Below are 11,735 nucleotides of genomic sequence, written 5' to 3' on the forward strand. Positions count from 1 at the left end.
TACGGTTCATCGTAGGGGCCGTTCGGCTTATGTTCGCGCCATGACCAGCCAGAACCTGAGCGGCGACCGCCTGCCGCAGGAGCGACGCGTCGTGACCGAGATCCCGGGGCCGCGGTCCCGGGAGTTGCAGGAGCGCCGCGCCGCGGCGGTGGCGCCGGGCGTCGGCAGCGTGCTGCCGGTGTACGTGACGGACGCGGGCGGCGGGGTGCTCGTCGACGCCGACGGCAACTCGCTGATCGACCTCGGCTCCGGCATCGCGGTGACGAGCGTCGGCAACGCCAACCCGCGGGTCGCCGCGCGGGTGAAGGAGCAGGCGGACCGGTTCACCCACACCTGCTTCATGGTCGCGCCGTACGAGTCGTACGTCGCGGTGTGCGAGAACCTGAACCGGATCACGCCGGGCGAGCACGAGAAGCGGTCGATCCTGGTGAACAGCGGCGCGGAGGCGGTGGAGAACGCCGTCAAGATCGCCCGGTACGCGACGGGCCGGCAGGCGGTCGTGGTGTTCGACCACGGGTACCACGGCCGGACGCTGCTGACGATGACGCTGACCGCGAAGAACATGCCGTACAAGCAGGGGTTCGGCCCGTACGCGCCCGAGGTGTACCGGATGCCGCTGGCGTACCCGTTCCGCTGGCCGACCGGGCCGGAGAACTGCGGTCCGGAGGCGGCGGCGCAGGCGATCGACCAGATCACCAAGCAGATCGGCGCGTCGAACGTGGCGGCGGTGCTGGTCGAGCCGATCCAGGGCGAGGGCGGGTTCATCGAGCCGGCGGCGGGGTTCCTGCCGGCGATCGCGGAGTTCTGCCGGGCGCACGGGATCCTGTTCATCGCCGACGAGGTGCAGACGGGGTTCGCGCGGACGGGCGACATGTTCGCCTGCGAGCACGAGGGGGTCGTCCCGGACCTGGTCGCGACGGCGAAGGGCATCGCGGGCGGGCTGCCGCTGGCCGGGGTCACCGGCCGCGCCGACATCATGGACAAGGTGCACGGCGGCGGGCTCGGCGGCACCTACGGCGGCAACCCGCTGGCCTGCGAGGCGGCGCTCGCGGTGCTGGAGGAGATCGAGGAGGGCAAGCTGACCGAGCGGGCCCGCCGGATCGGGGAGATCATGCTGCCGCGGCTGCGCGCGCTCGCGGCGAAGCACGAGGCGATCGGGGACGTCCGCGGGCGCGGCGCGATGATCGCGATCGAGCTGGTCAGGCCCGGGACGAAGGACCCCGACCCCGAGCTGACGGCGGAGATCGCGCGCCGCTGCCACGCCCAGGGCGTGCTGGTGCTGACCGCCGGGACGTACGGGAACGTGCTGCGCTTCCTGCCGCCGCTCGTCATCCCCGAGCACCTGCTCAACGAGGGCCTGGACGTCATCGAGGAGGCGTTCGCCGGCTGACCGCCCGATGCCCGGCCGGAACCGCCGGTGCCGCGACGGCACCGGCGGTTCTCGCATGCCCGCGCGGCGTTGTGAGGCGGCTCACACCGTTATCCGCCCGTTATTGACCGTTCTTCGTTTGGCCCCGTACGTTCGCAAATACGTTTGGGCCCGAATGAAGAGGCGCACATGCACCCGAACCCCGATCCCCAGGCAACCCCCGACCTGGTGCTGCTGGACGGCGAGGTCCTCACCGCCGACGCCGCGTTCCGCACCGCCCGCGCCGTCGCGATCACCGGCGGGACCGTCACCGCCGTCGGCACCACCGACGCGGTCCGCGCGCTGGCCGGCCCGCGCACCGAGGTCGTCGACCTGCGCGGACGCACCGCCCTGCCCGGCATCAACGACTCGCACCTGCACGGCTGCGCGTTCGGCTCCACCCGCCCCCCGCTCGCCCTCGACGTCGGCTTCCCCGCCGTGCACTCGATCGCCGACATCCAGGCCGCCGTGAAGGACGCCGCGTCCCGGCTGCCGGAGGGCGCGTGGATTCGCGGCAACGGCTGGGACACCGGATACCTCACCGAATGCGCCGACGGGCGCCGGATGCCCGACCGCGCGGACCTCGACGCCGTCGCGCCGCGCCACCCCGTCTACCTGCAGGACTTCAGCGGCCACCTCACCTGGGCCAACACCCGCGCCCTCGACCTCGCCGGCGTCACCGCCGACACGCCCGTCCCGGAGGGCGGCGTCGTCCACGTCGACGGCGCGGGCAACCCGACCGGGCTGCTCGCCGAGGGCGCGCAGGACCTCGTCCAGCGGCACCTGCCCGCCTACAGCCGCGACCAGATCGAGCGCGCGATCCGCGAGGCCGTCGCGACGCTGCAGCGCGAGGGCATCACCAGCTACACCGAGCCCGGCCTCGGCCCCGGCGGCAAGAGCCTGTTCGCGGGCGCCGCCGGGCAGCTCACCCTCGACGTCTACGCCGACCTCGCCCGCGCCGGCGACCTCGGCGCCCGCGTCGGCGTCCTGCTGCTGCTCACCGGGATGGGCGGGTCCGCCGCCGACATCGCCGAAGGGCTGGCGAGCGCGCGCGTCCCGCAGGACGTCGACCCTCGCGTCCTGCGCGTCCTCGGCGTGAAGCTGTTCGCCGACGGCATCCCGCCCAACAAGACCGCGTGGATGAGCGAGGAGTACACCACCGGCGGTCACGGCTGCCTGTGCGTGCACGGCGCCGCCGACGCGCTGCGCACCCGCGAGCTGACCGAGATGGTCCGGCTCGCGCACGCCGCCGGCCACCAGCTCGGCGTGCACGTCACCGGCGACCTTGCCATCGACGCCGTCGTGGACGCGTTCGAGGCCGCGCAGGCCGAGCACCCCCGCGACGACCCCCGGCACTACATCATCCACGCCGACCTCGTCGGCCGCCGCAGCCTGCGCAAGCTCGCCGCGCACGGGTTCGGCGCCAACATGAACCCGGCGATCAAATGGACGATCGCCGACATGCTGGAGGAGATGCTCGGCCACGAGCGCGCCGCCTACCAGTACCCCGTCCGGTCCGCGATCGAGGCGGGCGTCCCCGTCACCGCCAGCTCCGACGCGCCCGTCACCTACCCGAACTGGCGGCAGGGGATCGCCGCGATGCTGCTGCGCGAGTCCAAGGCGAGCGGCCGGACGTTCGGGCCGCAGGAGCGCGTCGGGCTGCCCGACGCCGTCCGCGCCTACACCGCCAACGCCGCCTGGCAGGACTTCGCCGAGGACTGGAAGGGCACCCTCGAACCCGGCAAGGCCGCCGACGTCACCGTCCTCGACGGCACGCTCACCGCGATCGACCCGCACGAGCTGCCGGACACGCCCGTCGCGATGACGGTGTTCGACGGCCGGGTCGTCCATGCCGCCGAGGGCGTCTGACATGCGGATCGGCAGGCTCCTCGCGGCGGCGCTGGTCGCGGCGGCGGCCGGATGCGCGGCCGGCGCGGACGCCGGCACCGGCCCGATCCAGATCGGCTCGGTGTCGACGCTCAGCGGCGCGGTCACCTTCCCCGAGGCGTCGCAGGCCGCCCGCGCGGTGTTCGACGACGTCAACGCCGCCGGCGGCGTCCGCGGCCGGAAGATCGCCTACACCGCTGGCGACGACAAGGGCGACCCGGCGACCGCAGCGCTGGCCGCCCGCGATGTCATCCAGAACAAGCACGCCGTCGCCCTCGCCGGCGGCGCCAGCCTCGTCGACTGCCAGGTCGACGGCCCGCTCTACGACCGCTACGGGATCGCCGACGTCCAGGGCACCGGCGTCGACCCCGGCTGCTTCCGCTCCCCGACGATCTCGCCGACCAACGTCGGCCCGTTCCTCGGCACCACGCTCACGCTCTACTACGCCTCCGAGCACCTGAGGATGAACCGGCTCTGCGGCTTCTTCTCCATCATCGGCAGTACCGGACGCGCCTACCACGACGGCGTGACCCGCTGGACGAAGCTCACCGGCAAGCGGCTGCTCATCGAGGACCGCAGCCTGTCGGCGTCCACCACCGACTACACGCCCTACATCCTGCGGGCCCGCGCGGCCGGCTGCCAGGGCGTGTTCTTCAACGGCACCGAGCCGATGGACGTCGGCTGGGTCAAGGCCGCGCACGCCCAGAACGTCACCGGCATCAAGTGGCTGTTCCTCGCCTCCACCTACACCGACCAGGCGGCGAAGGCGTTCGGGCCGTCCGGCGCGGACGTGGTGGCGCTGTCGGAGTTCGAGCCCTACACCGACGTCCGCTCCTCGGTCAACCAGGACTGGAGGGCCACGATGACCGGGCACCATGTGCCGCTCACCTCGTTCGCCCAGGGCGGCTACCTCGCCGCGACCCATCTGGTCACCGTGCTGCGCGCGATCAAGGGCGACATCACCCGCGCGTCCGTGCTGCGCGCGCTGCGGACCCTGCGCCCGCTGCCGACCGGCATGACCGGCACCCCGTTCGCGTTCGGCCCCGGCGACGCGCACGCCTCCAACCTCGCGGGCAAGTTCGTCCGCCCGGACGGCGGCGGCTGGACGGTGCTCACCCCCGACTGGATCAGGCTGCCCAATGCTTGAGGGGGCGATCGCCGGACTCGCCGGCGGCGGCGCCTACGCCGCGCTCGGGCTCTGCCTCACGCTGATGTTCCGGCTGGTCAGGGTCGTGAACTTCGCGCAGGTCGCGATCGGTGTCATCGGCGTCTACACGATGGCCGCCGCCGCCGGGCACGGCTGGCCGTACGGGCTCGCCGCGCTCGCCGGGCTGCTCGCCGCCGCGCTCGTCGCGGCCGCGCTCGGCTGGGTGATGGGCAGGTGGTTCGGGGAGGCCGGCGCCGACCAGCGCTCCGCGATCTCCATCGCGTTCCTCGTCGGCCTGCTCGCCGTCTCCTACCTGGCGTTCGGCACGCACCCGCGCCGCATGCCCGGCGAGTTCGGCGGCTCGCTGTTCACCGTCGACGGCATCACGATCACGCAGGCGTCGGCGGTGTGCGTGCTCGGCTCGGCCGTGGTGGCGGGCGCGGCGTGGCTCGTGCTGACCCGGACCGTCCTCGGGCTGCGGCTGCGCGCCCTGTCCGAGCGTCCGACGACCGCCGAGCTGCACGCGATCCCGAGCCGCCTCCTCGGCGCCGGCATGTGGGCGGTCACCGGGCTGCTGTCGGCCGCCGTCCTGCTCGTCGTCGCGCCGCAGCAGACCAGCGACCAGACGTCGCTGGCGCTGATGGCGATCCCCGCCTGCACGGCGGCCCTGGTCGGCGGGTTCCGCAGCCTCGGCCTCACCGTCGCCGGCGGCCTCGGGCTCGGCGCGCTGCAGGGTGCGCTCGCCCACGTCGGCGAGCTCGCCCAGTACCGCGACGCGGTGCCGTTCCTGGCGATCCTCGCCATCTTGATCTGGTCGCAGAGGCGGGAGGTGTGGGATGCGGCGCGCTGAGTTCCTCCGGCAGCCGCTCGCGGCGCTGGCCGTGATCGCGGTCGCTGCCGCGGTGGTCCCCGAGTACTGGCTGTTCCTCGCGACGTCGGCGCTGGTGTCGGCGGTCGCGCTGCTCGGCCTCGGCGCCGTCGGCCGCGCGGGCATGAACTCGCTGTGCCAGCTGTCGTTCGCCGCCGTCGGCGCGTGGACGGTCGCGCGGCTCAGCGTGTGGGACGTGCCCGGCTCGATCATCGTCTGGGTGCTCGCCGGCGGGCTCGCCGCGATGCCGTTCGGCCTGGTCGTCGGGCTCCCGGCGCTGCGGCTGCGCGGCGTGCACCTCGCCGTCGTCACGCTCGGGTTCGCGGCGGCGGCCGACGTCGTGGTGTCGGCCGTCAACTTCCCCGGCGTCGACTCCTACCAGCAGGTCGGACGGCCCGGCTTCCTCGCCACCGACCGGCAGTACTTCGTCTACGCCGGCCTGGTGTTCGTGATCGCCGGCATCGGCGCCGAGCTGCTCGGCCGCACCCGGACGGGCGCCGCGTGGCGGGCCGTCCGGTTCTCCGAGCGCGCCACCGCCGCGTCCGGAACGAGCGTCGCCCGCGCGAAGCTGTCGGCGTTCGCCGCCAGCGCGTTCCTCGCGGGCGTCGCGGGCGGGCTGCTCGCCGGGCAGGTCGGCATGGTCACCGCGCAGAACTTCCAGACGATCGGGTCGCTCGCGCTGTTCGTCGTCGCCGTCATGGCGGGCGCCGAGTACGTCGGCGGCGCATTGTTCGGCGGCGTGCTGATGACGTTCGTCCCGGAGGTGTTCCGCCGCGCCGGGATCTCGCAGGACTGGGCGAACGTCCTGTTCGGCGCGGGCGCCGTGCAGGCGCTGTCGCAGGGCAGCAGCGTCAGCGAGGGCCTCGCCCGGCGGCTGCGCGCCCGGCGTCCCGCGCCGGTCCCGCCGCCGCGCGCCGAGACGACCGGCGGCGAACCGCCGCTCGGCACCGGACCGCTCCTCGAAGTGCGCGGGCTCAGCGTCCGGTACGGGCGGATCGCCGCGCTGCAGGACGTCGACCTCGTCGTCCCCGAAGGCACCGTCATGGGGCTGATCGGGCCGAACGGCGCGGGCAAGTCCACGCTCACCGACGCTCTGTCGGGCTTCATCGCCTCCGCGACGGGCGGCGTCACGCTCGCCGGCCGCCGCCTCGACGGATTGCCCGTGCACCGCCGCGCCGCCGCCGGGCTGCGCCGCACGTTCCAGCAGGACCGCGTCCCGACCGGCCTCACCGTCGGCGCCTACCTGCGGTTCGCCGCGCACCGCCGGGTCACCCCGGCCGAGGTCGACGACGTCCGCGCGTTCCTTGGCTGCCCGCCGCAAGACGCGCACGTCGCCGACCTCGACGTCGGCGCCCGCCGGCTGCTGGAGGTCGCCGCCGCGCTGCTGGCCCGCCCGAAGGTCGTCGTCCTGGACGAGCCCGCCGCCGGCCTCGCGCACGCCGAGTCGCTCGCGCTCGCCGACCGGCTCGTCGAGGTGCCCGCCCGCTACGGCGCGTCCGTCCTGCTCATCGAGCACGACCTGGACATGGTGCGGCGCGCGTGCGCGCGGGTCGTCGTGCTCGACTTCGGCGAGGTCATCGCGTCCGGGCCGCCCGCCGAGGTGCTCGCCCGGCCCGACGTGGCCCGCGCCTACCTGGGAGACGAGGTGGCCCTCACATGAGGTCGCTGGAACTGGACGGCGTGTCGGTCGGACGGGGCGGGGCGCCGATCGTCCGGGACGTGAGCCTGACCGTCCCGGCGGGCGAGGTGACCGTGCTGCTCGGCCCGAACGGGGCCGGGAAGACGACGCTTCTGGAGGCCGTCGCCGGGGTGCTGCCGATCGCCTCGGGACGGATCACCGGGGACGGTGACGACGTCACGCGGCTCGACCGGGTGCGGCGCGCGCGCCGCGGCATCGCGCTGGTCGAGCAGGGACGGACGGTGTTCGCGCGGCTGACCGTCGCCGAGAACCTGCGGGCCGTGCGGCGCGGCCCCGCCGCCGACCGCGCGCTGGAACCGTTCCCGGAGCTGCGCAAGCGGATGGACGTGCGGGCCGGGCTGCTGTCGGGCGGCGAGCAGCAGATGGTGGTGCTCGCGCGGGCGCTGGCGATGTCGCCGTCGGTGCTGCTGATCGACGAGATGTCGCTCGGCCTCGCCCCGGTGATCGTGAAGCGGCTGCTGCCCGCCGTCCGGGCGCTGGCGGACGGCGGCGTCGCGGTGCTGCTGGTCGAGCAGTTCGCCACGCTGGCGCTGGAGATCGCCGACACGGCGCACGTGCTGGCCGGCGGCCGCCTCACCCACAGCGGCCCGGCGGCCCCCCTCCGCAAGTCCCCGGACGTCCTCCACGCCGCCTACCTAGGAACCTGAACACGTTCACTTGCGGCGTGTCGTCCTTGAAAGCACCGTCTTAAGGACGACACGCCGCAACTCGACGGAAGGAAGCGGATGGGACGGGTGCTGATCGTCACGGGCGGCGGCAGCGGGATCGGCGCTGCGGTCGCCGCGGCGGCGGGGGCGCGCGGCGACACCGCGGTGATCTGCGGGCGGCGCAAGGACGCCTTGGAGCGGGTCGCCGCCGCGACCGGCGCCGAACCGCGGGTCTGCGACGTGTCCGAGCCCGACGCGGTCGCCGCGCTGGTGGACGGCGTCGTCGCCGCGCACGGGCGGCTCGACGGCCTCGTCGCGAACGCCGGGGTGATGCGCGCCGGAGCCGTCCTCGACCTGAGCGCCGAGGACTGGGACCTCACCCTGCGCACCAACGTCACGTCGGTGTTCCTGCTGGCGAAGGCGGCGCTCCCGCACCTCATCGACGCGCAGGGCGCGATCGTCGCGGTGTCGTCGGTCGCGGCGCTTCGCGCCCCCTTGGACGGCGCCGCGTACGCCACGTCCAAGGCCGCGCTGACCATGCTCACGCAGACGATCGCCGCCGACTACGGGCCGCGGGGCGTCCGCGCGAACGCGGTGTGCCCCGGCTGGGTCCGCACCGAGATGGCGGACGCGGAGATGGACGAGTTCGGCGCGCCGCTCGGCCTCGGCCGCGAGGAGGCCTACGAGGAGGTCACGCGGCTCGTCCCGCAGCGCCGCCCCGGCACCCCGCAGGAGGCCGCGGCGGCGGTGCTGTGGCTGCTCGGCCCCGAGGCGTCCTACGTCAACGGCGCGGTGCTGGCGGTGGACGGCGGCACCGCGCTCCTCGACCCCGGGACCGTTCCCTTCGGCTTCCGGGTCAGGCCCCGGTAGCGGGCGCCTCCTCGGCCTTCAGCCCGTACAGGCCCGCGAGGATCTCGTAGGAGCGGATCCGGTCGGCGTGGTCGAACACCTGCGTGGTCACCATGACCTCGTCCACGCCGGTCTTCTCGACCAGCGCGTCCATCTGCCGCTTCACCGTCTCGGGGCCGCCCATCACCTGGTCGGCGAGCCGCGCGTCGATCATCTGCCGCTCCAGCGGCGTGTACGGGTGCGCGGCGGTCTCCTCCGGCGTCGGCAGCTTGCCCGGGCGGCCCGTCCGCAGCCGCAGGAACGCCAGCGCCTGCGGGGCGGCCAGCTCGCGGGCCCGCTCGTCGGACTCCGCCGCCGTCACCGACACGCCGATCATCGAGTACGGCGCGTCCAGCATCCCCGGCCGGAACGAGTCGCGGTACAGCGCCAGCGCCGGCAGCGTGTTCTCCGCGCTGAAGTGGTGCGCGAACGCGAACGGCAGCCCGAGCAGCCCGGCCAGCCGCGCGCTGTACCCGCTGGACCCGAGCAGCCACACCGGCGGCTCGTTGCCCGCCGCGGGCGTCACCGTGCTGTCCTCGGCGAAGTAGCCGCGCAGCTCGATGACCTGCTCGGGGAAGTCGTCGACCGACAGCGCCTCGGGCGAGCGGCGCAGCGCCCGCGCGGTCGCCTGGTCGGTGCCGGGCGCGCGGCCGAGGCCGAGGTCGATGCGCCCGGGGAACAGCGCCTCCAGCGTCCCGAACTGCTCGGCGACCACCATCGGCGCGTGGTTCGGCAGCATCACCCCGCCCGACCCGACCCGGATCCGCGACGTCGCCGCCGCGACCTGCCCGATCAGCACCGAGGTCGCCGAGCTGGCGATGCCCGGCATCGTGTGGTGCTCGGCCAGCCAGTACCGGTGGAAGCCGAGCGCCTCGGTGCGGCGGGCCAGGTCGAGGGTGTTGCGCAGGGCGTCGCCGGACGTGGCGCCGCTCACCACGGGCGCGAGGTCGAGGACGGAGAACGGAAGGCTCATACAGGTGCGAACCCGCCCGGGCCCCGCGCTCTTCCCGGGTCAGCCCTTCAGCGCGACCAGGACCGCCACCGCGGCGATCGCGACGATGACCGGCACGGTGATGCTGATCCACGACCAGGTGACCAGGCTGCGGGCCCGGTCGGCGTCGGCGGGGAAGATCCGCTCGGCCTTGGTGTACAGGAGGGCGCCGACCACCACCAGCGGCAGGAAGACGAAGGTGGTGAGGAGGCCGAGGACGAACGCGGCGGTCTGGCCGAACCGCGTGTAGGTCCCGTCGGAGCCGATGCCGAACGCGAGGCGGGGAGCTGCTTCGTTCATGAGCGCACCGATCACTAGAAGAGTGATCCGGATCATACGCTCCGTGAGCGGCGGCGCAAGGGGTCCGGACGTCCGCTCCCGGACGCCCGGACCCCGGGGGATCAGCGCAGGCGCAGGCCGACCAGGACGGGGTCGTGGTCGGACGACCGGAACGCGTCCGGGCGGTAGAAGCGCGCCGGGTTGTACTCGGTGTTGTAGTCGAGGAGCGTCGGCTCGTCGCTGTTGACGTGCCAGATCGTCGCGCCCGTCACCCGCCGGGACAGGGCGGCGCCGGCGAGCACGTGGTCGAGCTCGCCGGACATGCCGTCGAACACGTAGCTGTAGCGCCGGTCCGGCCGGACGAACCGCTCGGTCTGCCCGGCCAGCCCGGCGCCGGTCAGCACCTTGATCGGGTCCTCGGCGGTGTAGCTGTTGAGGTCGCCGATGACCAGGGGGTTCTGCTCGTGCGCGGCGAGGTCGGCGACGGCCTTGGCCTGCGCGACGCGGTGGGCGTTGAAGCAGCCCTGCCCGTCGCCCTGGTCGGTGTCGGCGCCGGTCGCGCCGGTGCAGCCCTTCGACTTCAGGTGGTTGACGATCAGCGTGAACTTCGTGCCACCGCCGGCCGGCTGGAACTCCTGCGCGAGCGGCGGCCGCTCGAACACCGTCTGACCGGAGGAGTGCGGGGCGCCGACCGGCGTGAGCTTCGCGGGCTTGTAGATCATCGCTACGTGGATCGCGTCGGTACCGGGGTTCGGGTTCTCGACCCAGGTGTACGTCCCGGCGCCGACGGCCGCGTTCAGCCGGTCGACCAGCGTCTTCAGCGCGCCGGCGTCGCCGTTGTTCTCGACCTCCATCAGCCCGGCGACGTCCGGGTTCAGGCCCTTGAGCGCGGCGACGAGCTTGGTCAGCTGCCGCTCGCGCTCCTCGGCGCTGTTAGCGCCGCGCTCGTTCAGCGTGGTGAACCAGTTGAGGGTGTTGAAGCTCGCCACGCGGACGTCGCCGCCGACCGCCTGCGGCTTCTTCGGCTCCGGGTTGTCGTTGGCGAAGTGCGCCGTCTTCGTGGGCTGGAGCGCGTACGCACCGTACTGGTAGGTGAGCACGCCGGTCAGCCCGGACGTGGTGTCGCCGATCCGCAGGACGCGCGGGTCGGTGTACGGGATCGTCGCCGGGTTCTGGACGTTCGACCCGTCGTCGACGAGGAGCTGGCGCGCGTCGTTGGCCGCCTGCGTGGAGCCGTGGCCGTCGGTGGGCTGGAAGAGGCGCCCGCCCGCGGAGACGGTGATCTCACCGTAGCGGCCGAGCTGGTAGGTCTCGGTGGCGGTGAGCTTCTGCGGGAACCGGACCAGCATGCCCTCGTACCGCTCGAGGTCCGCGCCGCCCTTCAGCGGCAGCCGCACGTTGCCGGGCGCGACCTTGCCGCGGCCGCACACGTCGACGGCGGTGACGGGCGAGAGTTCGGTGAGGCCGTTGTACTCGGTGGCCTTGCCGGTGACGAGGACCCGGTCGCCCGGCTTCACCTCCTGCGTGGAGTAGACGAAGATCCCGTCGGAGGTGCGCGGGTCGCGGTCCGGCGCCGGGTCCTGGACGAAGAAGCCCTTGAGCTGGTCGGCGCGCTGGAAGTCGCCGGTGACGACGCCCTCGACGCGGACGGTCTGCCCGCGCAGGGGCGAGGCGTCGCCCGTGCCCTGCACCTCCGCGATCCGGTGGGTGGCGGGTGTGCCGCAGGTCTCCGGCTCCGCCGCGGTGGCCGGCTGCACGCCGGCGGCGAGGCCGGCGGTCAGGACGGTGGCGAGTGCTGCTGCTGTTCGGCGCATGCGCGGACGGTACGGCGCCGGCGCCCCGAAACCGCGAACCGTTAATGAAGACTCCACCAATTTGCAATGGCTTGTCGCAATTCGGTGCGGCGCATGACACGCCGAGG

General features: G+C 73.8%; 10 protein-coding genes. 7 read left to right on the plus strand and 3 right to left on the minus strand.

Translation table 11 applies throughout. The features are described from left to right. The first annotated feature begins 40 nt into the window (after positions 1–40). From gabT to J4709_RS31215, 7 genes are all read left to right on the plus strand, one after another. On the plus strand, positions 41–1,390 hold the full coding sequence (gene gabT / locus J4709_RS31185; protein ID WP_232384300.1) for a 4-aminobutyrate--2-oxoglutarate transaminase: 1,350 nt from the start codon (positions 41–43) through the stop codon (positions 1,388–1,390). A 168-nt stretch (positions 1,391–1,558) separates the two neighbouring features. Beyond that, complete coding sequence (locus J4709_RS31190) at positions 1,559–3,277, plus strand: amidohydrolase (protein ID WP_208245960.1); 1,719 nt, start codon at positions 1,559–1,561, stop codon at positions 3,275–3,277. Position 3,278: 1 nt separating this feature from the next. Next, positions 3,279–4,442, plus strand: a complete 1,164-nt coding sequence (locus tag J4709_RS31195) for an ABC transporter substrate-binding protein (RefSeq protein WP_208245962.1) — start codon at positions 3,279–3,281, stop codon at positions 4,440–4,442. Beyond that, positions 4,435–5,292, plus strand: a complete 858-nt coding sequence (locus J4709_RS31200) for a branched-chain amino acid ABC transporter permease (protein ID WP_208245964.1) — start codon at positions 4,435–4,437, stop codon at positions 5,290–5,292. Before J4709_RS31195 ends, J4709_RS31200 begins: the two co-directional genes overlap by 8 nt. Further along, positions 5,279–6,970 (plus strand): branched-chain amino acid ABC transporter ATP-binding protein/permease, encoded by a 1,692-nt coding sequence (locus J4709_RS31205; protein ID WP_208245981.1) that lies wholly within the window; start codon positions 5,279–5,281, stop codon positions 6,968–6,970. Before J4709_RS31200 ends, J4709_RS31205 begins: the two co-directional genes overlap by 14 nt. Continuing rightward, positions 6,967–7,656, plus strand: coding sequence for an ABC transporter ATP-binding protein (locus J4709_RS31210; protein ID WP_208245983.1), 690 nt, complete (start codon positions 6,967–6,969; stop codon positions 7,654–7,656). The genes J4709_RS31205 and J4709_RS31210 overlap by 4 nt, the downstream gene beginning before the upstream one ends. 78 nt (positions 7,657–7,734) lie before the next feature. After that, positions 7,735–8,526 (plus strand): SDR family NAD(P)-dependent oxidoreductase, encoded by a 792-nt coding sequence (locus tag J4709_RS31215; RefSeq protein WP_208245985.1) that lies wholly within the window; start codon positions 7,735–7,737, stop codon positions 8,524–8,526. On the opposite strand, the gene J4709_RS31220 is transcribed toward J4709_RS31215, so the two are convergent. The 3 genes from J4709_RS31220 to J4709_RS31230 form a co-directional block, all read right to left on the minus strand. After that, positions 8,513–9,517 carry an LLM class flavin-dependent oxidoreductase gene (locus J4709_RS31220; RefSeq protein ID WP_208245987.1) on the minus strand — a complete coding sequence of 335 codons (1,005 nt, stop codon included), beginning with the start codon at positions 9,515–9,517 and terminating at the stop codon, positions 8,513–8,515. The two genes, J4709_RS31215 and J4709_RS31220, sit on opposite strands and share 14 nt — an antisense overlap. Before the next feature lie 39 nt (positions 9,518–9,556). Continuing rightward, the gene (locus J4709_RS31225) at positions 9,557–9,835 is read right to left on the minus strand and encodes a hypothetical protein (RefSeq protein ID WP_208245990.1); all 279 of its coding nucleotides are present in this window, start codon (positions 9,833–9,835) and stop codon (positions 9,557–9,559) included. Between the two features lie 101 nt (positions 9,836–9,936). Further along, on the minus strand, positions 9,937–11,628 hold the full coding sequence (locus J4709_RS31230) for an ExeM/NucH family extracellular endonuclease (protein ID WP_208245992.1): 1,692 nt from the start codon (positions 11,626–11,628) through the stop codon (positions 9,937–9,939). Between the last annotated feature and the right edge of the window lie 107 nt (positions 11,629–11,735).

Origin of the sequence: Actinomadura violacea (assembly GCF_017573465.1) — a bacterium.
GTDB classification, from domain to species: Bacteria; Actinomycetota; Actinomycetes; order Streptosporangiales; family Streptosporangiaceae; genus Spirillospora; species Spirillospora violacea.

Coding starts and splice junctions, on each gene's coding strand:
- gabT (WP_232384300.1), top strand. CDS start 41: ATGACCAGCCAGAACCTGAGCGGCGACCGCCTGCCGCAGGAGCGACGC.
- J4709_RS31205 (WP_208245981.1), top strand. CDS start 5,279: ATGCGGCGCGCTGAGTTCCTCCGGCAGCCGCTCGCGGCGCTGGCCGTG.
- J4709_RS31210 (WP_208245983.1), top strand. CDS start 6,967: ATGAGGTCGCTGGAACTGGACGGCGTGTCGGTCGGACGGGGCGGGGCG.
- J4709_RS31195 (WP_208245962.1), top strand. CDS start 3,279: ATGCGGATCGGCAGGCTCCTCGCGGCGGCGCTGGTCGCGGCGGCGGCC.
- J4709_RS31220 (WP_208245987.1), bottom strand. CDS start 9,517: ATGAGCCTTCCGTTCTCCGTCCTCGACCTCGCGCCCGTGGTGAGCGGC.
- J4709_RS31190 (WP_208245960.1), top strand. CDS start 1,559: ATGCACCCGAACCCCGATCCCCAGGCAACCCCCGACCTGGTGCTGCTG.
- J4709_RS31215 (WP_208245985.1), top strand. CDS start 7,735: ATGGGACGGGTGCTGATCGTCACGGGCGGCGGCAGCGGGATCGGCGCT.
- J4709_RS31200 (WP_208245964.1), top strand. CDS start 4,435: ATGCTTGAGGGGGCGATCGCCGGACTCGCCGGCGGCGGCGCCTACGCC.
- J4709_RS31230 (WP_208245992.1), bottom strand. CDS start 11,628: ATGCGCCGAACAGCAGCAGCACTCGCCACCGTCCTGACCGCCGGCCTC.
- J4709_RS31225 (WP_208245990.1), bottom strand. CDS start 9,835: ATGAACGAAGCAGCTCCCCGCCTCGCGTTCGGCATCGGCTCCGACGGG.